Here is a 25,033-nt window from a genome sequence, read left to right as displayed (position 1 = left end):
TATTGTGTTAGGATTGATACTTCGCAAAATATCTTATAGCCGGCACATCTCTCCAATCCATAGCCGATCTATTGAAGGTTTTATGGCGTTGTTTACCTAAGAGAGCACGTGCTTTTTCTGTTGTTTTTAAATCGACATCCAACCCCAAGGCAGCAGCATGTTTGAGACAAATATTAAGACGTTTCAGTGCGTTACGCACTGTATCAACTTTTGTATGCCAAATAGGAGCAAGGGTATTGCGTATCTCTGTTTGTATAATCTCCTGAAAAAGACAAACAGCCTAATTTGGGTAAAATGTGAAATTTCAAAGTGAAAACCAGTTTCCATCTTTACCATCTCCTTTTAATTCAGCTTTACAATTTTTAAAAGTATCTAAAGCAATATCTTTTAAATAATGGAGATTGCTTATTGCCTCACGTTTTTGTTTGTCACGTTCTTTAATTGGGTTACGACCTTCGCGAAGAACAGAGCGCCACCCAGTTACAGTTGCACGGGCTTGTTTAAAGAGACATTCTTAACGCCCCCAAGTTCATTTCACGACAGCAACCATGGATGGTATAACGGTAAATCCATTGTGCACCTCCATCTGTACATTTGTGAAGAAGCAAGCCGGCACCATCACCACTTTGCCAGCCCGTAGGTGTTGCAACAACTCTTGGCACTTAAGACAGTTCATAAGAGCCATTTTTAATTCTTTCTTATACATTTTTTACCCACATAGCCTACCCGCTTGTGACGTGCAAGCAAGTAATTTTGATTGATTCAAGATAAGCAGGTTTGAAATGAGAGAATTTTACGGTATTAGGTTTTCTAATTCAAATTGAATAACGCTAAATTATCATTATAAATTAATGCTTTGTCTTAAGTGGTTTGTACATATCCTTTGTGTCATATCCATAAAGATCAGGTTGATGGGGATATATGGACTATCCTTAGCTTGAGAATATAAAAGCAAAGTAGAATGCCTCAATATACTGGCACATTCACGTACTTGTTTTAAAGAAACATCTCTCACATCCAAAACTTATCTCGCAGCTCTGATTTGTATATGATATCCCAATAGGATAAAAGCCCTCGTAAATGAATCCTCCCCAGACCACTATAAGATCTATTTATACCACCATCTTTATGTTTCATAAAAAATACAAAAAGCCATACACTTTACCCATATCCGAAATATCGCAACAGCCCTTATCACTTAAGAATGTAAAATATACCTCTTATCAATTATCCCAAGTGCTAAGCAGTATTACCATTGGAGTCTGGCAAATAGTGTAACGGTGCTGGCTTATTACTTCATGAAGCCTAAAGAGGGAGGGGATAAATAGACCTTATAGCAGTCTAGGGAACTTCCTCTCAACGAAAACTCTCTTTTTAATACACGCGCACCATGAAATGAACTTTGAACGCACCAAGAGATGTTTCTTTAACATAAGTGCATAAATGTGCAACATAAAGTATATTCTGTTTGCAGCATTCTTTTTACCATAAGAAAACACACCCCCTTTAAAGAACGTGAAGAACAAAAACATAAGGCAATGCGTACCATTCACGAGAATGTGGAGGTTTGTTTCATTATTTTTATTTTTGTGAACTGCTTTTTGATGTTTCTCTATTTAAAAAGTTAAAAGCTTGTCGCCTGAAGCTAAACGCAATTAAAATCTATCATAAAACCAATAATAAGCTATGCCAATACACATAATAAGCAATATAGTTTTAGCTTCCCAGCAACATAAACCCATAGGTGTGTTTATCGCATACTCCATACAAATCTAAAGCTTCGCAGGAACCTATATCTCCATCGCATAAAGCTATAAAGAATCCCAAACCAAAGGTTATTCATACGAACGTTCCTTCTATTGCCATACAATGTGTGAAAAAAAGAACCAGTCTACGAATAAACAAAAGGGAAACTCTATAGATTAACACGCCTCGTATACCAGTTGTTTTTTTGGAGGGGTGGATTTTAAGCTATTTTTGTCTTGACTTGCTTTTTTGTTCTTTTGTTTGTTAAAAGATATACACTTCACTTCCCCCCGCTTCTTTAGATTAAATCTTAAAAGTCAGCGCGCATTATATTTCATTTAGCTTCCTTTACACATCTGAAAAGACAGGGATTCTTAAAGAAATCCAGTCTGTAAACAGTCTCAATTCTAGCGGATTCCGCTTAGCTTTCTGCTTAATGGGATTCACTTGCAAAGGTGCGATAAGAAAAGTTGAAGAATATTCACAAAGTATTCCCAAAACATTTAATACCTCAAGGAAGCTTACACACCCTATACCACCACATCTCACATGATGCGTTGTGCTATAAACTTCATGGTCTAGTAGGATTCCACTTAACAAATACAGCATTTTTTAGGAGAAAGCAGCAAATAATGCTAAACTTTTCCCATCCATATTTTGCTTCATAAATGTTTCGTTCAAGTTGATATAACAACCAATATATCTTAAATTGATAACCGCTTAATCACGCGAGAGTGCAACAACAGGATCAAGCCGTGAAGCTTGTCGCGCTGGCGAAAAGCCAAAACATATCCCAATAAGTGTCGAAAAAGTAAGAGATACAATAATTGAATCAATTGTATAAACCAAGTGGATAGGTGCCTTAAAGAGCCAAAATAAGCCTCCAATAGAAAATCCAAAGAGGATTCCTAAACCGCCTCCAATCATACACACTAAAATTGCTTCAATGAGAAATTGTTGCAAAATATCACTCTGCCGTGCACCAACAGCCATACGCACCCCAATTTCATTGATCCGCTCAGAAACCGTGACCAACATAATATTCATCACGCCAATCCCCCCTACAATCAATGAAATTGCTGCAATTGAAGACACTAAAAGCGTTAAAATATGCGTACTCTCCATGATACGTTCACGAAAAAATTCGGAATTTCTAATAAAAAAATCTTCCCCTCCATGGCGCATAATGAGAAAACGTCGCACCATAGTCTCTGCTAAATGTGAATCAATCTCATCAGTAATCTTAACCATAATGGCACGAACCTGCGTGGTCCCAAGAAAACGAGTTTGCACGGTTGTATAGGGCAAATAGATCTGCAACGTATTTGAGTTACCTCCATTATTTTGCGGATCGACCACCCCCACAATACGTGCAGGAACCTTTCCCACATGCACCACTTTTCCAAGTGGACTCTCATGGCTATGAGGAAAAAGAACAGAAACGGCTTCCTTTTCAATAACGAGATCAACAGCCCTTTCACTCACACTTTTTTGATCAAACAATTGTCCTTCAACAGCTCTAAGCCCTTGTGTTTGAAAAAATTGTTCTCCCACCCCAGCAATTACAGCATTAGCTTCAACGGAACCAAAACGAATCGTAGAACTTGCTGAAATCTGAGGCGTTACACCAGAAACATAGGGCAAGCCAGAAAGAGCTTCTGCATCCGCTTCAACAAGACTGGTTATCTTCTCTGATTGTGGATCAGAAAAACTTTTCCCAGGAAAGATAGTCAAGGTATTGGAGCCCAAACTTTTAAAATTTTCCAGTATTTTTTCCCGCGTGCCAGTCCCCAAAGCCACCATGGCAATAATTGCTCCAATACCGATAATCACCCCGAGCATTGTTAAAAAAGTCCGCATACGATGGGCATTCATAGCTAACAAAGCCATAACAAATGTTTCACGAAAACGTTCAACAAAAGAACGAAAAAAACCTAATGTTTTTTGATCTTTCAAATTTTGCTTTTCCTGAATATAAGACGCAACCTTTGTTTTTTTACCCTTTGATACAGTATCTGAAATAATTTCCCCATCACTGATTTCGATAATACGATCTGCTTTTTCAGCCACCTGCATATCATGCGTTACAATAATAATGGTGCGCCCTTCTTGATGAAGCTCATCCAAAATACGCAACACCTCTTGACCACTATGTTTATCTAAAGCACCTGTTGGCTCATCAGCGAGAATAACCTCCGCATTATTCATCAATGCTCGCGCAATAGACACCCGCTGTTGCTGTCCTCCTGAAAGCTGATTAGGACGATGATTAACTCGCTCTCCCATGCCTAAGCGTGTTAATAAGTCCTGAGCACGTTTTTTTCTCACATCTGGAGCACAGCCCGCATAAATAGCTGGAATTTCAACATTTCCAAGAGCGGTGAGTTCATTCAACAAATGATAGCGTTGAAAAATAAATCCAAAATGATTGCGCCGCAAAGCTGATAATTCATCAGCAGAAAGAGAAGCTATTTCTTTTCCTGAAATCCAATAACGACCAGAACTTGGTCGATCAAGACAGCCTAAAATATTCATCAATGTGGACTTTCCAGAACCGGAAGCCCCTACAATCGCCACCATTTCACCACGTTTAATGGTTAGATTAATCTCTTTCAAAACAGTAACAAATGTTTCACCCGCAGGGAATTTGCGCACAATATTTTCTAAAACGAAAACAGTATCTGCTTTTTCTGCTTTCATAGTTTAATTCTCATCTTCGCTCTGTTCATAAGGGATTTCTGGCATCACACCATCGCGTGAACCGGTAATAACCACATCCCCCTCCTGAAGCCCTGAAACAATTTCTGCCATCACTTTGTTATTAAGCCCCACAGTCACTTGTTTTGCCACCACTTTATTTTTTCCCACCAAAAGTGAAACCCATGCTTTGTGTTCTTTTGTTTCATCACGCAAAGCATCACTTGGAACCAACAAAACATTCTGAGCACGTCCTAGAATAATATGAACTTGAGCGGTCATATAGGTTCGCAAAAAATTGTCTTTATTATCAACATGCACAACCCCATTATAATAAATTGCCGATGACACAAGAGAGCTAGATCCTCCTGCGCCAGGATTAATACTCACATCAGCACGAATGGATTCAGGAGCCGGCTCGACTCTTTCCAAAGTGCCCTCATAACGACGGTGTGAATTGCCCAATACCGTAAAATAAAGAGGTTGTCCGGCATGAACTTTAAGAATATCAGCTTCCGAAATTTGCGCTTTGACTGTCATCTTTGATAAATCGCCTAGAATAACAATTGTAGGCGCAGACTGAACAGCATTAACATTCTGTCCTTCTTCAACAACCGTTGCCAAAACGGTTCCCGCCGAAGGAGCAGTTATTCGCGTATAACCGAGATTAACCTCTGCACTCTCCACATCAATTTTGGCTTGTACAATCTGCTGTTGCAGTTGAGCAATTTGCGCTTCGCGTATTTTCACTTGTGTTGCTGCATCATCAAGATTAGCTTTTGAAATTGCACGCGATTCTATCATTTTTTTCTGCCGCGCTAAATTTTTCTGAGCAAGAGCAAGATAAGCTTCTTGTTCCACTAAATTCGCATAGTAATGAGATAAAGCTGCTTTTTTTCTTTTCAGATCATTTTCTTGATCTGTAGGATCAATTTCTGCCAACAGATCTCCTTCTTTGACAACACTGCCTGGAAGAACGCGCATGGAAACCACCCTCCCCGTAGCACGTGCCCCAACCGCCACCAACCGATAAGGACGCACAAGTCCAGAAGCCAAAACACTTTCCTCGATATCACCACGCTTCACCACAGCTGTCATATATATTGGTGTGGATGTTCCAAAAAAAACAGAGCGTAGCCACAATAAAATGATGATAATGAAGAGAGAAATAAGAAATAACGAAAGTTTTTTGTGTTTTCTAATGAAATCTTTGATGAAATTTTTTTTCATTGCCCTACCTTTACAAGCGAATGGGATGTACCATCAACAACTTCCGGACGTGACACATCAACGACTCCATCCCATCCCCCCCCCAATGCTTTCATCAGAGCAATATATTGGGTAGCTAAAGCAATACGGCTATCTTTAAGTGCCATTTGCGCAGAATAATAGGAACGATCAGCATTTAACAATTCAAGGAAGCTGATATTTCCATTTTCAAAAAGGCTTCGTGAAAGTTGTAAAGAATGCAAAAAAGCTTTATTTGCAATGACAAGCTTTTCAAGGCGCTGATGTTCTTTTGTTAATCTCACAAGCGCGTTTTCCACATCTTCTAAAGCACTCAATACAGCCGCCCGATAAGTAATAAAAGCCTGATCACGCTGTGCCCGCGCCATCGCAATAGAGGCAACAATCTGTCCTCCATTAAAGAAAGGGAAACGAAGACCAGGTCCAAAAGACCAGCCAATGGTTGAACTTTTCCATAATTGGTCCATTGCTGTTGCTGCTGTTGAAATATTCCCCGTTAAAGTGAGGGATGGATAACGTTCTGCCTCACGCTGACCAATGCGGGCTGTTGCTTGCGCATATTGGCGCTCTGCCCGTCGTAAATCTGGACGCGACAATAAAATATCTGCTGGAATTCCTGCTGATATTGGCCATTGTGGTTGTGGAATTTTCACTTGTTTGGCATTGTTTTGCAAAAGTCCCTTCAAAGCCGTAGGGACATGACCAGTCAAAACGGAAAGGCGATGCATACTCATTGCCACATTGGCTTCCATCTGAGATATATCGGCTTCTGTATTGGCCATTTGCGCTTTTGCATTTGAAACATCAAGTTCAGAAATATCACCTGCTGCTAATTTAGCACGCATCAATTCATATGTTTTGCGCTGTGTTGCAGCAATTTGCCGCACAATCAACAACTTTTGTTGCCAACCGCGTATTTGAACATAATTTGTTGCCACCTCTCCTAACAATATGACCATGGTAGCGCGCATATCTTCCACCACCGCTTCAAGACCATATCGTGCTGCTTCAACGCCTCGCTTATGCCCACCAAAAAAATCCAGCTCCCAACTCGCATCAAATCCACTACGATATTGGCTCAATGCACCAGATTGTTCAGATCCGCTACGGGTTCCTGAAATTGTATTTGACGCACTTGGCAACAAAGATCCCAATGCTTGCCCTAAACTCGCCCGTGCCTCACGAACTCGGGCTTTAGCAACTGCAACATCATTATTCCCAGAAATAGCCTCATCCATTAACGCATTTAAAACTGGATCATTTAACCGTCGCCACCATCCAGCAAGGGCAATTGAATGCCCAGATATCTGGGCAAATTTCTGTCCCCATTGAGCTGGAACACGAAAAGATGTCTTATGATAATTTGGACCAACCATACATCCTGACAAAAGAAAACAAAGCAAGACACAAAAAAGCAATCCCCAAGAAGCGCCCCATTTGAGATTTCTGATATGCATCTAGTCTCCCGCATTTTTTCAGAATCATTATTTATATTAATACTTTATTTACCTCTTATTTCAAAATTAACTTGTAAAATCAAATACAGTTTGCACAGGAATATGATCTGAAGGACGTTCCCATCCGCGTGCATCACGAAAAGTCGCAAGATCCACCACAAAAGGCGCTAAATCTGGAGAGGACCAAATATGATCAAGCCGCCGCCCGTGATCCGTAAGCGCCCAATCGCGTGCACGATAACTCCACCATGTGTAAAGTTTAGTAGGAACAGGAATATGCAACCGCATAAGATCAACCCACCCACCTTGACAACACAAATCCTGTAAACGCTCGGTTTCAATGGGGGTATGGCTTACAACCTTCAACAATTGTTGATGAGACCAAACATCCTCTGCCAAAGGAGCAATATTCAAATCGCCCAGCAAAAGAGAAGATATCCCCTTTTCCTGATCTGCGCGGATAAGAGACATTTCCTTTAAAAAATCAAGCTTATGACGAAATTTTTCATTCACATCAGCGTCAGGAATATCTCCCCCAGCAGGAACATAAAAATTATGAATCCGCAAGATTCTCCCATGGACTTCCACAATTACTGAAATATAGCGGCAATCTTGATTTTGACAAAAAAAACGCTTTTCTACCTTTTTAAAAGGTAAACGAGAAACAATAGCCACCCCGTTATAAGATTTTTGTCCACTCAGTGCGATATGCTTATATCCTGCTGCCTCAAAGTCTCTCACTGGAAATAAAGCATCTGGACATTTTGTTTCCTGTAGACACAATACATCTGCAGGAAAGAGTTCCAAATACTGAAAAACCTGTGCAAGACGCAAACGAATAGAGTTAATATTCCAAGTCGCAATACGAAAAAACATCTGTTTTAATCTCAATAACGTGACACTATTTCTTCATTTCTGCGAAGGAAGTTTAAACATTCCATTAGCGAATCGAACGCCTGTCTGCACATTCATAATCTGCACAGTAGTTTCCAAATTTTGTTGGTCAACAATTGTCCACTGCCGCAAAGCAGAACCTTGAGAATCAAAAACCATCCTTATTTGCCCTACCCCAATCGTCTGATCACGCAAAACAATCGTCACGGCCCCAGGATCTTCGCGAAAGGCCAACAAACGCCCAGAAGATACGTCAATTTTATCATCCAACAGAAATTTCATTGGCGTTTGCGAAAGTTGTGAAAAGTTCCAAGTATTCAAAGCCCGATTGTTAATGCCCACAAATTGACCATCTGCAATAATCTGTAAAGGCATTTTCTTGTAAATAAAACGAATTTTCCCTGGACGCTCTAGATAAAACGTTCCTTGAGACATCTTTCCCTTTGGACTAAATTGAATAAAATCACCTGTCATTGTTTTGATTGCCGCAAAATGGTTCACAACATTCTGCGCCTTTGCCACTTTATTAGAGGCTTGCGAAAAAGCAGGAAAAGTTAAACACCAAAAGACAATAATCCCCACAAACCCAAAGACTCTTCTTTGCGACAAAAAAGACGTTTTCATAAAAAATGCTCCCAAGCAATACTTAATTGGCTTTATCATAAACAACAAATGATGAATAAATACCCTGCTTTATAAGATAAAGATATTATTTGAAAAAACTATCAAAAGATTTTTAAAAGTATTCTTCTCCAAAAGTCCCCCCACAAAATTCCCGTTTTCCCGCATAATTTGCTGAACCAATGACGCCTTCTTCTTCCATTTTCTCAATCAATGTCGCCGCACGAATTATAAGCAATGCCTAAACAGTGTTGAATATAAGCATTTGAAGCCTAATCATCACAAAGAACAACAGCAACAGCTTGACAATAATCATCTGCTCAAGAAGAAGCCCCCCCAAAACATCCGTCTTATATTCTTTAACCGTTTGCGGTATTGTTTCCAAAGAAACAATCTGCCTTTGAAGCTCCCACAAGTACTCACATTCCTACGTTTCTGCTAATTTGCTAAACGCATAATATATTTTCCCCACCCATAATCTTTGAAACAACATAGATTATAGTCAATACACGAACCGATGAAAAACTAAACATAGTACTTTGCGAATCTGAAAACTCTTTTCAGAAACAAAAAGGTTGTTTGACTTCACCAAAAAGAATAAAAGTCCCCACCCGATCAGATCTATAAACAGTTTGGATTTTAGTAGGTTCCCCTTGGCTTCTCACCCCATATGCTTCACCTTACATAAAGCTGATAACCCCTACCTTAAATATTCAATACAGCCTTAAAAAAACACTTAATATATCAAGCCTTGCATACTTTTATACTACAGCACCTCACATGACATTATTTCACATCTATACCTTGATTTATAATGGTAAATTATCATTTTTCACCGTGAATCATAATGTCAAATACCGTAAGATTTTCTCACCATATACTTATCTCATATTGAATCATTGGCTTACATATCACAAGCAAGGCCGACATATGGATAAAAATTATATAAGCTAAAGAATAAAAATACTTCTTATGAATTGCCTCAAATACCAAGGACTGGAACAATGTATGATGATATCAACTTTTTACGGCAGAGTAGGATAGCCACCTATTTTTATAAGATATTATTAAAAAACAATTATCAAGATTTTTCAAAAGCGTTCTTCTTCAGCAGGGACTAAAATTTCTCGTTTCCCTGCATGATTTGCTGGACTAATAATCCCTTCTTCTTCCATTCTCTCAATCAATGTTGCAGCACGGTTATAACCAATGCCTAAACGGCGTTGAATATAAGAAATAGAAGCCTTACGGTCACGAAGAACAATAGCAACAGCTTGACTATAGGGATCATCTTCTGAAGGAGAAGCCAAAGAAACATCAGCACCATCCTCTTCAACTTCTTGCGTAATTGTTTCCAAATAATCAGGTCGTGCTTGCGCTTTGAGATGTGCAACAACCTGCTCCACTTCATCATCCGCAACAAAAGGTCCATGCACACGCTGAATACGTCCTCCTCCCATCATGAAGAGCATATCTCCCTGCCCCAAGAGTTGTTCGGCCCCCTGTTCGCCTAGAATTGTTCGGCTATCAATTTTTGAACTCACTGAAAAAGAAATGCGTGTAGGAAAATTGGCTTTAATCGTCCCAGTAATAACATCAACAGAAGGACGCTGTGTTGCCATAATCACATGGATACCAGCAGCGCGCGCCATTTGTGCTAAGCGTTGAACCGCTCCTTCAATATCTTTACCAGCAACCATCATCAAATCAGCCATTTCATCAATAATGACAACAATATAGGGCATAGGACTAAAATCAAGCGTTTCCGTTTCATAAAGAGGCTCACCAGTTTCATGATCAAATCCAACTTGAATTGTACGCACCATTGTCTCTCCTTGACCTTCTGACTCCTTGAGACGTGCATTAAACCCATCGATATTGCGAACGCCAAGTTTTGACATTTTACTATAGCGCTCTTCCATTTCACGAACAGCCCACTTTAAAGCAATGACGGCTTTTTTAGGATCTGTCACCACCGGTGTTAATAAATGAGGAATGCCATCATAAACCGAAAGTTCAAGCATTTTTGGATCCACCATAATGAGACGACATTGCTCAGGTGTCATCCGATAAAGCAGAGATAAAATCATTGTATTGATAGCAACAGACTTTCCTGATCCTGTTGTACCAGCAACCAAAAGATGAGGCATTTTTGCTAAATCCGCAATAACAGCTTCTCCCCCAATTGTCTTACCCAAAGCAAGCCCCAATTTTGCTTTGCTTTCAATAAACTCCTGCGCTTGCACAATTTCTCTTAAATAAACCATCTCACGCTTTGCATTGGGCAATTCTATTCCAATCACATTGCGCCCTGGAACTACAGCAACACGAGCAGAAATCGCGCGCATCGAGCGCGCAATATCATCTGCTAGACTGATGATACGAGAAGACTTAATGCCAGCAGCCGGTTCAAATTCATATAAAGTAACCACCGGTCCAGGACAGGCATCTATAATTTTCCCTTTGACCCCAAAATCTAACAAAACCCCTTCAAGTTCCTGAGAATTTGCTTTTAAAGAAGCAGGTGAAAGTTTTGCATCCCTAACAGACGGTGGTGGAACCGAAAGATAATCTACAAGTGGAAGAACAAAGCCACCATTTGAAGAACCTGTTAAAGACTTTCGATTTTTAACAGGAGAAACATAAGCTTTATTTTGATTTTCCTCACGCTTTACTTTTTCACCTAAAAAAGTTGGCTCAATCCGATCAAATGGCTTTCCTTGCCCTTTACTCTGAAAACGCCTTTTGAAACAGAATAAACGAAAAAAACGCGCTTGTAAAAAATAAAAAAGATGCAAAAGAGCGCCACAAGTTGTCGCAAAAAAACCATGATTTTCACGATCCTCCTCTGTGGCATATTCCGTATCTTCTTCCAACTCAAAGACTGGATTAATGATTTCGTCTTTTGGAATGTTTTTTTCTTTTCTTTTCTTTGTTCGACGCCGCCATATTACATTACCAGCAAAAGCAGCGGTGAAAAAACCTAAAAGAATAAAAACAACACTGAAAAACACCGTGTAAGGAGGAGAAAGAAAAAGAGGAAAGACTGAAGAAGCAACACTTAAAACTTTATCTCCTAAAACCCCTCCCAATCCCATTGGCAATGGCCAATAAGTAAAAGAAGTAATAGGTGACATAAGAGCAAAAGCAATTAAAAAACAAATCGTTGATAGCACCCATAAAAAAAAGCGCAAAGTCAAATTGTAGATATTCTTTTGCGCCAACAAGAGAAAAGACCAAAATAACGGTGGCAACAAAACAGAAAGACTTGCCAAGCCAAAAAACTGCATAATAAAATCTGAAAAAATTGCCCCCATCCACCCCATAAGGTTTGTAACCTCATTTGTACTTGCATGAGTTAAAGATGGGTCCGCAACATTCCACGTCGCCAAAGCAAACACACAAAAAATAATAAAGCCCAAAAGCCCGAGCCCAATAAATACTCCTATCTGACGTAAAAACATCTCAATAAGACGCGAACCTTGAGAATTTCGCACTTCTAATGAATCATAAGGAGAAGAACTTCGGTGCATCTATCAATTCCAAATACAAAACTTTTATATTTTAAAGAGTTATAACTCCCTCTCTCTCTTAAAAAAGGATGAAGCTTAAACTCTGTACCAATTTGTAAACAAATAGCCTGTAAACAATCCGACTTCTTATCTAGTGCGTTCTACCTTCTAACCACTTCATATCATTCATATACCACCACCCTAAGAGATAATCCTTCATAAGGCGCAAAAAAAGCTCTCCCTGAATATTTATCACACGATCAACCCAAAAACACCTCATGTGTAAAGTGTTACATGGGTGCTATAGGCACCTTCTTAAACAAATAATATTTTTTACGCTACATCATGATAACGGCGAAATATGAATACTGTTTTAACCATCACGAATGACCACAATTTTTTATCTATTTTTATCTATCATACTAACGAAATGTCCCCCTTCAGGACAAGCATACTGAAGTAACTCACACAACTTAAAAAAATACACGACCATCTTTGTTTATTTTTAGTTTTCTTTTTTATCAACCAAGTGTAAAAAGAATTGAAGAAGATATTTAAAAAAGCTTATCCGATAAATCTGTAAGATGAATCACATAAATAATTAAGCAGAAAAACTCTGAAAAACCAATCTGTCATCAGATTGGCGCTAAAAAGAAATCTCGTTTTTGTAAAGCAGAGAGAAAAGTAAAAGTTAAGATATTTTAGGCAATGTAAAAAGATATTCTTTTTAAAAGAAAGCAAACTATAAACAATGGAAGAAGAATTGTGTGTTCTAATCGCAATAAAGATGTACAACCCAATAAAAAAATTAAATCTCATAAAACTAAACAATGTGATCTGCTCATTGCAGGAGGGGCGGCTGTCGGTTTAGCCCTAGCGATAGCACTCAAGCAAACAGCCCCTAATCTGAAAATAAAAATCGTTGATGCTGCTCCACAAGGAGATACCCCTGCTTCTAACATACGAACCATTGCCCTTGCTGCTGCTTCTATTCGTATGTTAAAACAATTACAATGTTGGGAACCTATAGAGCCCTATGCGCAACCCATTCGTTCAATGATCATCACAGATACAGGGACAAATGACCCTGTCAAACCCGCTCTTTTAACCTTTGAAGGCGATATCACCCCCAATGAACCCTTTGCTGCTATGGTAGAACATAGAGAACTCATCAACACTTTAAAAAAACGTGCTAAAGATCTCAATATCCCTGTTATTGCAAACACGCGTGTCATTGATTTTCATCAAGAAGACCAACACATAACCGTCACTCTAAATAATGAAGAGGTTTGGCAAACAAAATTGCTTATTGCAGCCGACGGAGCCCATTCGAAATTACGCAAAAAAGCAGGTCTTAGAAACTTTTCTCATCCCTACAAACAAACAGCAATTATCTGCACAATTGAACATGAAAAACCCCATTATGGTCAAGCAATTCAACATTTTTTACCTGCTGGCCCTTTCGCTCTTCTCCCTCTCAAAGGCAACCGATCCGCTATTGTGTGGAATGAAGACCATAAAACTGCGCAATATTATCTCAAAGCGGATGCACTTATTTTTGAAACAGAACTCGAAAGACGCATCGGCCATCGATTAGGAAAACTATCTTGGAATGGCGAACGTCAAGCTTTTGCTTTGAGCCTTTCTTTAACACGTCAATGCGTTAAACCACGTTTTGCTCTCGTTGGCGATGCCGCCCATACCATCCACCCCATTGCAGGACAAGGACTCAATTTAGGATTACGCGATAGCGCTGCGCTGGCTGAAGTGATTATTGAAACAGCACGACTAGGTCTTGACATTGGCTCTCTCACAGCTTTAGAACGCTATCAAAGCTGGAGACGTTTTGAAATTGTCCGTATGGCTTTAAGCAATGATTGGCTTAATAAACTCTTTTCTAATGATAGCCTTCTTTTACGGATACTCCGCGATACCGGCCTTGGAATCATTAATCAAGCGCCAAAAATAAAAAAATACTTCATTCAAGAAGCTGCCGGACTCACTCCAAATGCCCCACGTCTTCTACACGGCTTCCCACTTTAAGAAAAAATTCCCTCTCGACTTGATCTGTTTACAGTGCGGGTTTTTATCGAATGTTTCCCTTGACCTCTCCCTCACACATTTTATTTAAACATTAAGACTCGACAAACAAGTCATCCTTTAAGAATATTCATAACACACTGAAAAAAACATTTAATATTTCAAGGAGGTTGTATCATCACACCTCAAAGGACGCTCTTTCACAGCATAACAAAATAAACAAAGCTTTTTAGCACATAACATTTATTATTTATAATAATAACTCATTGTTCTCATATTGAATGAAAACTCTGAAGATTGTAAAATACTCTTAATTTCAAATCTGTATATATTGAAATAATCAAAATTATGTCTTTTGCATATCACAAGCGGAATTGGCGTATAGATAAAACAATTTAAAGAAAGCAATAAAACGCCTTTCATGAACACTCTCAAGTGCAAAAAGCTATCCGTAACATGGAAATTGGCAAAGTGTGTAACAGTACCACCTTACATCCTATTACTAAAATAAAGATGGTGGTGCACGATAGATTTTATATGATCATAGGAGAACTTATACGTTATATTATTCACGAGCAGTGTCATAAAATGAGCTTAGTTACATTGAAAATATTTCTTTTAAAAAGCATGTAAATTGGCAACACAAATGCATCCCGTTTCGTTCTATTTTACGACAAATCCTTCAATTTATATGGAAATGCCACAATTTCAAAAACTCTGATATACAACCAAGTATTCCGCACTCTATATCATCACATATAATTGTAAACTTGCATATTACCCCTATTTTTGCACCATAAAAGAAAACAGATAGAAATAAAAAATGCTCAATCTTTTCATTTTCAATGCACTCTTTATTCCTGATACATACATGCATATCAATGAATTTTAATCACAAACACTTAGAAATATGTCATAAAATTCTATTAAAACCCATACTAGCCATAGAAAATTTCCATTTTCAACACACTTACTCACATCTACTATACGAATAATAAATAAAGTGAATGTCTCACATATATAGTCTTACAAAAAAAGACTAAACAAAATCTATGAAAAACATAAAGCTCTTGTTCTACAAAACCTATTTCAAAAATATAAGGATATTAATTTAACAACATATTGATTGATAAAATTATCATTTTACGTATTGGATTAGAATCCTGACGCAATCAATTTTCTTATTTCAATCCTTTTTGTAAGGAATCAATAAAACCCATTTATGTGCACAGACTAAAAAAAGCAACGTCAGTAAAACTATAAAAAAGGAGGTAAAATGCTCCTCTTAAAATCAATGCATTGATTTATAAGGATCATTTATCGTTTTCAACTTGAATAAGAAACCCCAAATATTGTTAACCCCTCTCATTTCAAATCTCTATATATTGAAGTAACCAAAATCACACTCTGACACGTCATAAGCAGGAATAACGTGGGAGTGAAAACATGAAAAAAAGCGTAAAAAGCCTCACTCTCCCAAGTGCTAAGAGCTCTCGCACACAGAGTTCTCACAACACCAAAAAATGTCATAATATCCAAGAGCTGACGCAGTATAGATGCTGCCAGCTTTTTCTTTTATTAAGTGTAAAGATGAGAATGCTCTATTAAATTTTATATCCTTCCTGGTAGCGCTTTATCCTTATATCCCACACGAGCTCCATCATGAAATAGGTGTAACGAGCTTTAAGACATATCTCTTAAAAAAGCACGCACATGTGCAGCACAATAGCGTTCTATTTTATATGAGGGACGTGATTCCATTAAATGTTAAGAGTAAAATTACAGCATTTTAAGCTGGCAAGCTTAATGATGATGCCAATTTATTACAACAATACCTTTTTCATTTAAATACATTGGTTCATGCTCCCTATCGTCTTATTCGATCACTCAATACTCTACATCCGTTTATTATCTTTGTATATCAAATGATCAAAAAGAGCATACTTCTTGCATTCATATTTTTAGTATTCCCTTATCTTGTAATATTACACATGTGTTATGTTACTTCTAGTTCATCAAGTGTATACCCATTTTCCAACCACTCTTTAATCCACTTAGGTCTACGTCCCCGCCCATTCCATAACTCCCATTGGTTATTAGGATTTCGATAATGACGCTCTTTATTTACAAGATCAGCGATATCAATTCCATGAGCATTAGCAATTTCAAGAATTTTTCGCCGCGCATTTTGCTTTTCCTTTGCTTGCCGTTTTTTCAATTCCACATCGATTTGTGTACGCATCTCTTGTAGTTCATCAAAATTCATATTTTTGAGATCATTCACCTTAATTACTCCCCTTGCAAAAAAGAACTACTCTTTGCCATATTTTAAACATAATTATAGACGATTTTCGTCTATTTGTTATCGAAATTAAAATTACGATAAATATATCACTTTGACGGAGATGTGCTTTGGACTACAAAAAGCTGTTTATTGGTATATCAATTACCAGCACTGTATATTTTTTCAGTTCAATCATGAGAACTGGTAAGTACAGTGCACAAACACCATCACACCTCTCTGACTCTCATGAGTCAGTAGTCAAAGGTAAATATAAATCGCTATTCTATAAACTATGGCAATATGCGACAAAGAACAAGCCCTCTTCCTATAATGGTGGTGTAATTTATTATGAGAATAAGAGACCCCCTCAAGTACAATGGCTTTTTACTTCGTATAAATGTTTTTTGAAAAGATTTTTGCACCTAAAAAATTGTATAAAACAAGTCCCTTCATTAAAATCTCAACGATCATTCTTGCTTAAAAGCAGCGCTTTTTTCCATAAGTCCAATAATATTGGTTGGCGTAATGTGTCCTATTTTATCCCTCACATTGACCTTATTGGTTGGATATTGGCATATATTAGACATCTTCTTAGAAAAGAACAGTTCAATAATCACAAAGAATATTCTAAGTTAAACAATCCCATTCTGCAAATTTATAAAATCAAAAGACGGCAACAAAAAGCACCACACAGAATTGGCATTTGTATCCATAAAATTTTTCATAATAAGGTGTATTGCTGATGATTGTCTCAGACTTCACAATGTTTGCTGCTGCATACATATCCAATACCCCCTGCCCAGTATTTTTAGCCCTCATCGAACAAGGAGCGCGGGATAATGTTTATATAACAGATAATAATAAATTATTCCGTCAATCATTTTCATTTAAAAAAGGAAGTGCAACAAGTAGACAATTTAAACAAAGTAAACATAATTTTGACGTAAACTTGGAACAAAGTGGTGTCGTAGATGTGGAATCATTTTTTCTTTTTGACACATTTAGTTTTTGCAAAAATCTTAAAGCTAAACAAACCGCTTTAACCTACCACTATGAACCAACAGCATTTGTATATAACTCTAAAGAGGATACATTACAGTCCGCGCTAAATTTCTACAATATAGGAAATTTAAATAACCTTTATATGCAGAAGATTTCTTCATTTTTTGAAGTAAAAACTTCTCATCTTGTAGATGATCAAACGTCACAAGAATATATAGAAATTCATGAAAGAGAACAAAGACAAACAACGAAGACAGAAGCTCTTTCCAAAGAAGAACTAGAAGATGTATTTACACATAAAGCAAGTAGCACTCATGATGCTTTTGCAACGGAGAATTCTTCTTCATTAAGAAAGCAACTAGAGTGATGATTGATGTTATCACAAATTAAAACTAAAATTTTGATAGGATATTACAATGAAAAGTAGATAAAGAAATATTAAAGCTCTAATTAGTAAGATTAGATAAAATCTCTTCTAATTGAGGGCAAAAAATGAAAATGATAGAACAGAACAGCGTTGATATAGCATTTAATCAGAAAGCAGCACGAGAAATTACAATTGTGATGCGCTCGGAAAAGGAATGGTATTTTACGTTTGTTGCCGATGATCCAATCACCGGAAAGCCAAATAAATATACGCTTCTTACACAAAGAGGAAAACTAAGAACTTGGGCTGATCCAAAATATCTCTTTAAGTTTCTTCATGAACGAGGGGTTATTTATGGGAGTTTTAATCTTAATCAGGATGAAAAACATGAAACAATTAAATATTCTTCAAACAATAGTTCGTAATAAAACAACTCAGATCTCTGTAACTTTAATTGCATTCTTTATGACTCATCCTGTATGGGCCCAAGCACAAGGTTTAGGAAATGCAAAAAAGGCTTTAGGCGAATTTCAAAAAGAATTAACAACGATTATCCCTATCGCAGCTGCCGTTATACTATTATGCTTAGCAATTGGTTATGCAGGACGCTACATCGAAAAAGACACATTTGTACGATGGGCAATCGGTGTCGTTATCGCAGGTTCAGCAGGTGAGCTTGTGGGTATGTTATTCACAAAACCATAAAACATCTTTTTATTCAAAGAGAAACCTGAATTCCAAAGATTTTATCTATATCAATAAAAACCATATCAGAAAAATAAACTATTCATATCAACTGTGATCTAAATTGGGGTAAAAAATATGAAACAATCAAATATCTTTCAAAGAGCAGTTAATAAAGGCATCTCAAATGCGACAATAATGGTTGCTTTTTTTCTAGCACATCCCGTGTGTGCTCAAGCACAAAAGTTAGAAAATGCCAAAAATGCTTTAGATAAATTCAAGACAGAATTGATTGGAATTATTCCAATCGCTGCTGCTGTTATACTTTTGGGCTTAGCAATTGGTTATGCAGGGCGTTATATTGAAAAAGATACATTTGTACGGTGGGCAATCGGTGTCATCATCGCAGGTTCAGCAGGTGAGCTTGTCGCTTTATTATTTAAACCATGAAATGTTTCTTTTATAAAAGAAAAAACTTAAATTTCAGTATTTTTATTATGCAATAAATTATTTTTTGTCCCGCAAAAAGATATTTATGCTAACCACAATTTAATGAGACAAAATAACATGAAGAGATTAATTAGCTTTCAGAAAAATAATAATAAAGTTATCGCGATTTCTGCATTCATAGCTGTATTCGTTATGGGTTCTCCTGTGTATGCCCAACAAACTTTAGGAAAAGCTAAAACAGCGCTAGAAGCTTTACGGGATGACCTCATTGCAAACATTATTCCTGTTGCTGCTGCCGTTATCCTTTTGTGCTTAGCAATTGGTTATGCAGGACGCTACATCGAAAAGGATACATTTATACGATGGGCAATCGGCGTTATCATTGCCGGCTCAGCAACCCAACTTGCTAAACTGTTATTCACAGGTGCAGCCGGTTAAATTTAACTATAACAATATATAATACAAAATGTTTATATGAAAAGTAAAATTATTCATCAATTGTAAATAAACTAATAGCAGTTTCATTTATATTGGATATGTGAAATATGATTTGAAGTATTAATAAGAGGAAAACATGCAAAAATTCATTAATCTCCAATCAAAAAGTAACAATAAAATTACCATACTTTTTTCAGCTATAAGTGCCTTTATTATAATGCATCCTGTATATGCACAAGCCAAACTAGATACTGCTAAAAAAGCTTTAGAAGGTCTCCAAACAGACCTTACAACTAACATTATCCCTCTCGCTGCTGCCGTTATACTTTTATGCCTAGCAATTGGTTATGCGGGACGCTACATCGAAAAAGATACATTTATACGGTGGGCAATTGGCGTTATTATCGCTGGCTCAGCAACCCAACTTGCTTCGCTTTTATTCGCAGGTAAATGAAAATAACTACGTGCCAGTATAACACATAATATTCTTAAATATTTGTCAATTTATATATGTCTTAGCAATTAAGATAGTACATGTTGAAAAGAATAAAGTGTGCTCATGGCGTCTTTACTCGAGATAAAGTAAAAAATATGAAACAAATAAGTAATCTTCACTTAAAAAGCAAAAATAGAATCGCTACAATTTCTGTAGCTACAAGTGCCTTTTTTATAACACGTCCTGCATATGCAGAACTAAAAAATGCTAAAGATGCTTTAACAAATCTCAAAACAGATCTTATTGACAACATTATTCCTGTTGCTGCTGCCGTCATCCTTTTGTGCTTAGCAATTGGCTATGCTGGACGTTACATCGAAAAAGATACATTTATACGGTGGGCAATCGGGGTCGTTATCGCAGGTTCAGCAACCCAACTTGTTACAATGCTATTCAAAGGCTAAGGATAAGTTGTTATAATACAAAGTATTTTTAAAGTAAGAACTTATATCTAGTGATTGTCAACATAACAGTATACCATTCTTCTTGTAATGAGAAATGCAAAATATTCATAAAGGCGTTAATTTAAGAGTAAAACATGAAAAACTTCATTAATTTCCAATTAAAAAGTAAAAAAAGAATCGCTGCAGTTTCTGTAGCTACAAGTACCTTTCTTATAACGCATCCTGCATATGCAAACCTAGGCAAGGCTAAAACAGCTTTAGAGACTCTAAGAGACGATCTTATTAATAACATTATTCCTGTTGCTGCAGCCGTCATCCTTTTGTGCTTAGCAATTGGCTATGCAGGGCGTTACATCGAAAAAGATACATTTATACGGTGGGCAATCGGCGTTATCATTGCTGGCTCAGCAACCCAACTTGTTGCAATGTTATTCAAACCTAATTGAAATCAACCATAATTAATAAAACACAGAATGTTTAAGCATATCTATCGATTGTAGGTTTGCACCAACAATAATATAAACATATTGCAAAAAAGGAAATGTTATTCATAACACCTTCAGTTTAAATAGGAATAAAAGATATGAAGCAATCAAATATTCTTCAAGCAAAAACGTGCAACAATATTAGTATTATTGTTATCGTTTTAATTGTGTGCTTAATAACTCAATCTGCATATGCTCAAACGGAAACAAAAAGCTTAGATATTTTTATAGGGATGCAATATGGGTTAAGTATGGTTATTCCTATTGCTGCTGCCATCATTCTTTTATTTCTTTTGCTTATTTATATACTTCGCATCATTGCAAGATCTACATTCATACGGTGGGCATTCAGTGTCATTATTGCTGGTGCAGCCTTCTATATTAGCCACATATTATTTAACATCCAATAACAAGGACATTCCATGAAATCACAAGAACAGAAATCATTCCCATTATTCAAGGGAGCGACACGTGTTCCAACAATGTGGGGTGTCCCTATGATGCCGCTTATTGTTATGGTTATGGGGGTCGCTGTTATTGCTATGACAATAAATATCTTTTTGTGGATTATAGCCCCGCCATTATGGTTCGTTATGGCGCAAATTACAAAAAACGATGACAAAGCATTCCGTATCTGGTGGTTATGGATCGATACCAAGTTTCGCAATCGCAATAAAAGCTTTTGGGGTGCATCGAGTTATAGTCCCTCTAATTATAGTAAAAGGAGATAAGCATGACAGCTGTTGAAAGCAGCAAACGTCTCGCATCAGAGACACCTGTAAGCCTGTTCCTTCCCTATTCACATCATATTACAGATACGATTATCTCTACGAAGAATGCGGAATATTTGTCAATTTGGAAAATTGACGGACGCTCGCATCAAAGTGCTTCAGAAGAAGATATTTTTCAATGGACAAAAGAGTTTAATAATACTCTACGGGGTATTGCATCGGCTAATTTATCATTTTGGACGCATATTGTACGCCGTCGTGTTTATGAGTATCCTGATTCAACATTTGATCAAATGTTTTGCTATCAGCTTGATGAAAAATATCGACAAAGCTTTACTGGTTATAATCTGATGGTTAACGATCTGTATCTGACTATCGTTTTCCAACCAATAGCAGATAAAATTATGTCGTTCTTTTCTCAACATGAGCGCGAAACGCTTGATCAAAAAAAGATGCGACAAGACTTATGTATCAAAGAACTCAATGACATTAATCGTACTTTAGGCCAATCATTAAAGCATTATGGTGCAGAACTTCTTGGTACTTATGAAAAAAATGGCCATGCTTATTCTTCTGCACTTGAATTCCTCGGAATGCTTGTCAATGGCGAATGTCGCCCTATGCCAATTTGCCATGACCGTTTTTCTGACTATATGTCTATCAATCGACCTTTTTTCTCAAAATGGGGTGCTCTTGGTGAACTGCGAACAATCAGTGGAATGCGTCGATTTGGAATGCTGGAAATTAAAGAATACGACGCAACAACCAAACCAGGACAATTGAATGTTTTGCTGGAAAGTGATTTCGAGTTTGTATTGACGCAGAGTTTTTCGGTGCTCTCCCGACATGCTGCTAAAGACTATTTACAACGACATCAGCGTAATCTTATTGATGCACGAGATGTAGCAACGAGCCAAATTGAACAAATTGACGAAGCACTCAATCAGCTTGTCAGTGGGCATTTTGTTATGGGCGAGCATCACTGTACATTAACCATATATGGTGATACAATTCAACAAGTTCGTGACCATATGGCCAAAGCAAGTGCAGCACTCTTAGACGTTGCGGTATTACCTAAACATGTAGATTTAGCGATAGAGGCTGGCTATTGGGCACAACTTCCTGGCAATTGGAAATGGAGGCCCCGTCCTGCTCCAATTACATCACTGAACTTTTTATCATTTTCATCTTTTCATAATTTTATGTCAGGAAAACCCACAGGTAACCCGTGGGGACCAGCCGTCACAATTCTTAAAACGACCAGTAAAACGCCGCTTTATTTCAATTTTCATGCCTCCAGACTTGAAGAGGATTCAACCGATAAACGATTACTCGGTAACACCGCACTTATCGGACAATCTGGATCTGGTAAAACTGTGCTGCTCGGCTTTTTATTAGCACAAGCGCAAAAGTTTAAGCCAACAACTGTTGTTTTCGATAAAGATCGTGGTATGGAAATTGCCATTCGAGCGATGAATGGAAAATATCTGACATTCAAGCCAGGTAAGCCAAGTGGCTTTAATCCATTTCAACTTCCTCCCACACAAGAGAATCTGATTTTCTTAAAACAATTTGTTAAAAAATTAGCAGAAGCTGGTGGCGAAATCACACATCACGATGAGGAGGAAATTAACAAAGCCGTTATGTCTGTTATGAGTAGTAACATTGACCAATCGCTGCGTCGTTTGTCTTTTCTGGTGCAATTTTTACCAAATCCACATTTGAGTGATTATAACGCACACCCGTCTGTTCACGCTCGCTTACTAAAATGGTGTGAAGGTGGTGATTATGGATGGTTGTTTGATAATCCTCATGATGCTCTTGATCTTTCAACACATCAAATTTATGGCTTTGATATCACGGAATTCTTAGATAATCTAGAGACTCGTACTCCAGTGATGATGTATTTACTTTATCGTACAGAAGGCATGATTACCGGACAACGGTTTATGTATATCTTTGATGAATTTTGGAAGCCGTTGCAAGACCCATACTTTGAAGATTTGGCAAAAAATAAACAAAAGACTATCCGTAAGCAAAATGGTATTTTTGTTTACGCAACACAAGAGCCTAGCGATGCTTTGGAAAGTAATATTGCCAAAACACTCATTCAACAATGTGCAACTTACATTTTTCTAGCCAATCCCAAAGCAAATTATGAAGATTACACAAAAGGCTTTAAATTAACAGATACTGAGTTTGAACTCGTTAAAGGGCTTGGTGAATTTAGTCGTCAATTCCTCATTAAGCAGGGAGACCAATCCGCACTTGCAGAGCTAAATCTCGGTAAATTCCATATAACAAGCGATGGAGAAACCATCGAACATGACTTTAGTGACGAACTCTTGGTGTTATCAGGTACGCCTGATAACGCAGAGTTGGTCGAAAGCATTATCACGGAAGTTGGTGATGATCCCGCAATATGGTTACCAATTTTCTTACAGCACATAAAAAATGACAGGAGGGAAACATGAAGAAACAAGTCATTTCAATAGCATTAGCAATAATGTTAGGAACACCAAGCTTAGCGATGGCTTGGAGTTTTGGCCTTGGAACCGCAACTTTGGCAGAAGAAATTTCGAATTCTTTGTCTTGGGGAAATCCAAGAAAAGCAACTAAAAAGCATTCATCTAAAAAGCCTTCTATGCCTCAGCATTATATAGAAATTATACAACTTATAAAACAACAGCTTGAGCAAGCAAGAAAAACACACCAATCAATAACAGAAAATCGACAATTTGGCATAAAAAAACTCAAAACGGAGCAAACGGATAATACCAGTTTTTTTCTAAAAGATCCAGAAACACTCTACAATAAAAATACTTATTCAACTATATCCGCATCACTTGCAAATATCTTAAAAGAAGAAGAAATTCTTACCTCTCTCCAAGAATCTCGTGATGCTATCGCTAAACGTATTGAATATGCATCTCTCGTGGATAAAGCTGTAAGTTTGCAAACTTTTCAAGAAACAAAAAATCGTTTTACACAAATTGAAAAACTATTAAACGAAATCGAAAAAACAAAAGACTTAAAAGGTATTGCTGAATTGCAATCACACATTATTGGAACGCTAGCAATGATTCAAAACGAAACAACAAAATTATATATGGTCACACATTTACGCAACTCTGAACAATCACTTATCAAACAACAAAAAGGCAAGCATAACGCAAGAATTTTGAACAGTAAAAATACAAAAATGCCTACCATAAGATTTATTAGATAAAGCGTTTTATTACCAATATTTTGTATATTATTTTTCCTTTCTGCTCGTAAAAAGAAAAGTTAATGCATATATTTACCTCTCTCTCATAGACTGAAAGGGCCTTATAAAATTTAAGACCATTCTAAAAAAAATTTCAACGAAAAATACTTAGAAAATCATATAAGAAATGAGATTCATTAAAGAGGAATGCCATGAACTTCACGCTGTTCACGCAACTTTTCACTGAAATTGACAAAATAACAAAAACT

The 25,033-nt window shown here is 37.2% G+C and carries 21 protein-coding genes and 1 pseudogene; 13 read left to right on the top strand and 9 right to left on the bottom strand.

From position 1 onward, the window contains the following. Positions 1–37: 37 nt before the first annotated feature. The 8 genes and pseudogenes from ACFIMW_RS07005 to ACFIMW_RS06970 form a co-directional block, all read right to left on the bottom strand. Positions 38–685 (bottom strand): annotated as a pseudogene (locus tag ACFIMW_RS07005) (integrase arm-type DNA-binding domain-containing protein); the annotation flags it as partial. Between the two features lie 1,781 nt (positions 686–2,466). Beyond that, a complete protein-coding gene (locus ACFIMW_RS07000) occupies positions 2,467–4,446 on the bottom strand; it encodes a MacB family efflux pump subunit (protein WP_375608602.1) in 1,980 nt (659 codons plus the stop codon). Positions 4,447–4,449: 3 nt separating this feature from the next. Further along, on the bottom strand, positions 4,450–5,673 hold the full coding sequence (locus tag ACFIMW_RS06995; protein ID WP_375608601.1) for an efflux RND transporter periplasmic adaptor subunit: 1,224 nt from the start codon (positions 5,671–5,673) through the stop codon (positions 4,450–4,452). Beyond that, positions 5,670–7,148: an efflux transporter outer membrane subunit gene (locus ACFIMW_RS06990; RefSeq protein WP_375608600.1), complete on the bottom strand. Its 1,479-nt coding sequence runs from the start codon at positions 7,146–7,148 to the stop codon at positions 5,670–5,672. Before ACFIMW_RS06990 ends, ACFIMW_RS06995 begins: the two co-directional genes overlap by 4 nt. A gap of 66 nt (positions 7,149–7,214) precedes the next feature. Further along, a complete protein-coding gene (locus ACFIMW_RS06985) occupies positions 7,215–8,024 on the bottom strand; it encodes an exodeoxyribonuclease III (protein ID WP_375608599.1) in 810 nt (269 codons plus the stop codon). Positions 8,025–8,057: 33 nt separating this feature from the next. Continuing rightward, positions 8,058–8,666: an outer membrane lipoprotein carrier protein LolA gene (locus ACFIMW_RS06980; protein ID WP_375608598.1), complete on the bottom strand. Its 609-nt coding sequence runs from the start codon at positions 8,664–8,666 to the stop codon at positions 8,058–8,060. 112 nt (positions 8,667–8,778) lie between these two features. Further along, complete coding sequence (locus ACFIMW_RS06975) at positions 8,779–8,901, bottom strand: hypothetical protein (protein ID WP_375608597.1); 123 nt, start codon at positions 8,899–8,901, stop codon at positions 8,779–8,781. An 853-nt stretch (positions 8,902–9,754) separates the two neighbouring features. Then, on the bottom strand, positions 9,755–12,196 hold the full coding sequence (locus ACFIMW_RS06970) for a DNA translocase FtsK 4TM domain-containing protein (protein WP_375608596.1): 2,442 nt from the start codon (positions 12,194–12,196) through the stop codon (positions 9,755–9,757). A 744-nt stretch (positions 12,197–12,940) separates the two neighbouring features. Between ACFIMW_RS06970 and ACFIMW_RS06965 the strand changes: the two genes are divergently transcribed. Continuing rightward, on the top strand, positions 12,941–14,218 hold the full coding sequence (locus tag ACFIMW_RS06965; protein WP_375608595.1) for a ubiquinone biosynthesis hydroxylase: 1,278 nt from the start codon (positions 12,941–12,943) through the stop codon (positions 14,216–14,218). A 1,993-nt stretch (positions 14,219–16,211) separates the two neighbouring features. On the opposite strand, the gene ACFIMW_RS06960 is transcribed toward ACFIMW_RS06965, so the two are convergent. Then, a complete protein-coding gene (locus ACFIMW_RS06960) occupies positions 16,212–16,499 on the bottom strand; it encodes an H-NS family nucleoid-associated regulatory protein (protein WP_375608594.1) in 288 nt (95 codons plus the stop codon). 742 nt (positions 16,500–17,241) lie between these two features. On the opposite strand from ACFIMW_RS06960, the gene ACFIMW_RS06955 reads away from it, so the two are divergent. The 12 genes from ACFIMW_RS06955 to ACFIMW_RS06900 all read left to right on the top strand — a co-directional run bounded on the left by ACFIMW_RS06955 (position 17,242) and on the right by ACFIMW_RS06900 (position 24,785). Further along, on the top strand, positions 17,242–17,868 hold the full coding sequence (locus ACFIMW_RS06955; protein WP_375608593.1) for a hypothetical protein: 627 nt from the start codon (positions 17,242–17,244) through the stop codon (positions 17,866–17,868). 125 nt (positions 17,869–17,993) lie between these two features. Continuing rightward, positions 17,994–18,293 carry a KorA family transcriptional regulator gene (korA, locus tag ACFIMW_RS06950; RefSeq protein WP_375608592.1) on the top strand — a complete coding sequence of 100 codons (300 nt, stop codon included), beginning with the start codon at positions 17,994–17,996 and terminating at the stop codon, positions 18,291–18,293. Next, entirely contained in the window at positions 18,256–18,573 is a 318-nt protein-coding gene (gene trwL / locus ACFIMW_RS06945) for a VirB2 family type IV secretion system major pilin TrwL (protein WP_375608591.1), read from the top strand. Before korA ends, trwL (ACFIMW_RS06945) begins: the two co-directional genes overlap by 38 nt. Before the next feature lie 117 nt (positions 18,574–18,690). Beyond that, complete coding sequence (trwL, locus tag ACFIMW_RS06940) at positions 18,691–19,002, top strand: VirB2 family type IV secretion system major pilin TrwL (protein WP_375608590.1); 312 nt, start codon at positions 18,691–18,693, stop codon at positions 19,000–19,002. Positions 19,003–19,119: 117 nt separating this feature from the next. Continuing rightward, the gene (trwL, locus tag ACFIMW_RS06935) at positions 19,120–19,440 is read left to right on the top strand and encodes a VirB2 family type IV secretion system major pilin TrwL (protein ID WP_375608589.1); all 321 of its coding nucleotides are present in this window, start codon (positions 19,120–19,122) and stop codon (positions 19,438–19,440) included. 136 nt (positions 19,441–19,576) lie between these two features. Then, a complete protein-coding gene (trwL, locus tag ACFIMW_RS06930) occupies positions 19,577–19,894 on the top strand; it encodes a VirB2 family type IV secretion system major pilin TrwL (RefSeq protein WP_375608588.1) in 318 nt (105 codons plus the stop codon). Positions 19,895–20,031: 137 nt separating this feature from the next. Continuing rightward, positions 20,032–20,340, top strand: coding sequence for a VirB2 family type IV secretion system major pilin TrwL (trwL, locus tag ACFIMW_RS06925; protein WP_375608587.1), 309 nt, complete (start codon positions 20,032–20,034; stop codon positions 20,338–20,340). Between the two features lie 134 nt (positions 20,341–20,474). Further along, a complete protein-coding gene (gene trwL / locus ACFIMW_RS06920) occupies positions 20,475–20,786 on the top strand; it encodes a VirB2 family type IV secretion system major pilin TrwL (RefSeq protein ID WP_375608586.1) in 312 nt (103 codons plus the stop codon). A 137-nt stretch (positions 20,787–20,923) separates the two neighbouring features. Then, entirely contained in the window at positions 20,924–21,235 is a 312-nt protein-coding gene (locus ACFIMW_RS06915) for a conjugal transfer protein (protein ID WP_375608585.1), read from the top strand. Between the two features lie 12 nt (positions 21,236–21,247). Next, complete coding sequence (locus ACFIMW_RS06910; RefSeq protein WP_375608584.1) at positions 21,248–21,556, top strand: type IV secretion system protein VirB3; 309 nt, start codon at positions 21,248–21,250, stop codon at positions 21,554–21,556. 2 nt (positions 21,557–21,558) lie between these two features. Next, complete coding sequence (locus tag ACFIMW_RS06905; protein WP_375608583.1) at positions 21,559–24,030, top strand: VirB4 family type IV secretion/conjugal transfer ATPase; 2,472 nt, start codon at positions 21,559–21,561, stop codon at positions 24,028–24,030. Beyond that, entirely contained in the window at positions 24,027–24,785 is a 759-nt protein-coding gene (locus ACFIMW_RS06900) for a type IV secretion system protein (protein WP_375608582.1), read from the top strand. Before ACFIMW_RS06905 ends, ACFIMW_RS06900 begins: the two co-directional genes overlap by 4 nt. Positions 24,786–25,033 lie beyond the last annotated feature (248 nt).

Origin of the sequence: Bartonella sp. AC329YNZD (assembly GCF_042196685.1) — a bacterium.
Taxonomy (GTDB): domain Bacteria; phylum Pseudomonadota; class Alphaproteobacteria; order Rhizobiales; family Rhizobiaceae; genus Bartonella.
The sequence above is the reverse complement of the archived record's forward strand: the minus strand, read 5'-3'. Positions and strand labels throughout refer to the sequence as shown.

Coding starts and splice junctions, on each gene's coding strand:
- trwL (WP_375608588.1), top strand. CDS start 19,577: ATGCAAAAATTCATTAATCTCCAATCAAAAAGTAACAATAAAATTACC.
- ACFIMW_RS06985 (WP_375608599.1), bottom strand. CDS start 8,024: ATGTTTTTTCGTATTGCGACTTGGAATATTAACTCTATTCGTTTGCGT.
- ACFIMW_RS06905 (WP_375608583.1), top strand. CDS start 21,559: ATGACAGCTGTTGAAAGCAGCAAACGTCTCGCATCAGAGACACCTGTA.
- ACFIMW_RS06995 (WP_375608601.1), bottom strand. CDS start 5,673: ATGAAAAAAAATTTCATCAAAGATTTCATTAGAAAACACAAAAAACTT.
- ACFIMW_RS06955 (WP_375608593.1), top strand. CDS start 17,242: ATGATTGTCTCAGACTTCACAATGTTTGCTGCTGCATACATATCCAAT.
- ACFIMW_RS06915 (WP_375608585.1), top strand. CDS start 20,924: ATGAAGCAATCAAATATTCTTCAAGCAAAAACGTGCAACAATATTAGT.
- ACFIMW_RS06990 (WP_375608600.1), bottom strand. CDS start 7,148: ATGCATATCAGAAATCTCAAATGGGGCGCTTCTTGGGGATTGCTTTTT.
- ACFIMW_RS06910 (WP_375608584.1), top strand. CDS start 21,248: ATGAAATCACAAGAACAGAAATCATTCCCATTATTCAAGGGAGCGACA.
- korA (WP_375608592.1), top strand. CDS start 17,994: ATGAAAATGATAGAACAGAACAGCGTTGATATAGCATTTAATCAGAAA.
- trwL (WP_375608587.1), top strand. CDS start 20,032: ATGAAACAAATAAGTAATCTTCACTTAAAAAGCAAAAATAGAATCGCT.
- trwL (WP_375608590.1), top strand. CDS start 18,691: ATGAAACAATCAAATATCTTTCAAAGAGCAGTTAATAAAGGCATCTCA.
- ACFIMW_RS06980 (WP_375608598.1), bottom strand. CDS start 8,666: ATGAAAACGTCTTTTTTGTCGCAAAGAAGAGTCTTTGGGTTTGTGGGG.
- ACFIMW_RS06900 (WP_375608582.1), top strand. CDS start 24,027: ATGAAGAAACAAGTCATTTCAATAGCATTAGCAATAATGTTAGGAACA.
- ACFIMW_RS07000 (WP_375608602.1), bottom strand. CDS start 4,446: ATGAAAGCAGAAAAAGCAGATACTGTTTTCGTTTTAGAAAATATTGTG.
- ACFIMW_RS06970 (WP_375608596.1), bottom strand. CDS start 12,196: ATGCACCGAAGTTCTTCTCCTTATGATTCATTAGAAGTGCGAAATTCT.
- trwL (WP_375608586.1), top strand. CDS start 20,475: ATGAAAAACTTCATTAATTTCCAATTAAAAAGTAAAAAAAGAATCGCT.
- trwL (WP_375608589.1), top strand. CDS start 19,120: ATGAAGAGATTAATTAGCTTTCAGAAAAATAATAATAAAGTTATCGCG.
- trwL (WP_375608591.1), top strand. CDS start 18,256: ATGAAACAATTAAATATTCTTCAAACAATAGTTCGTAATAAAACAACT.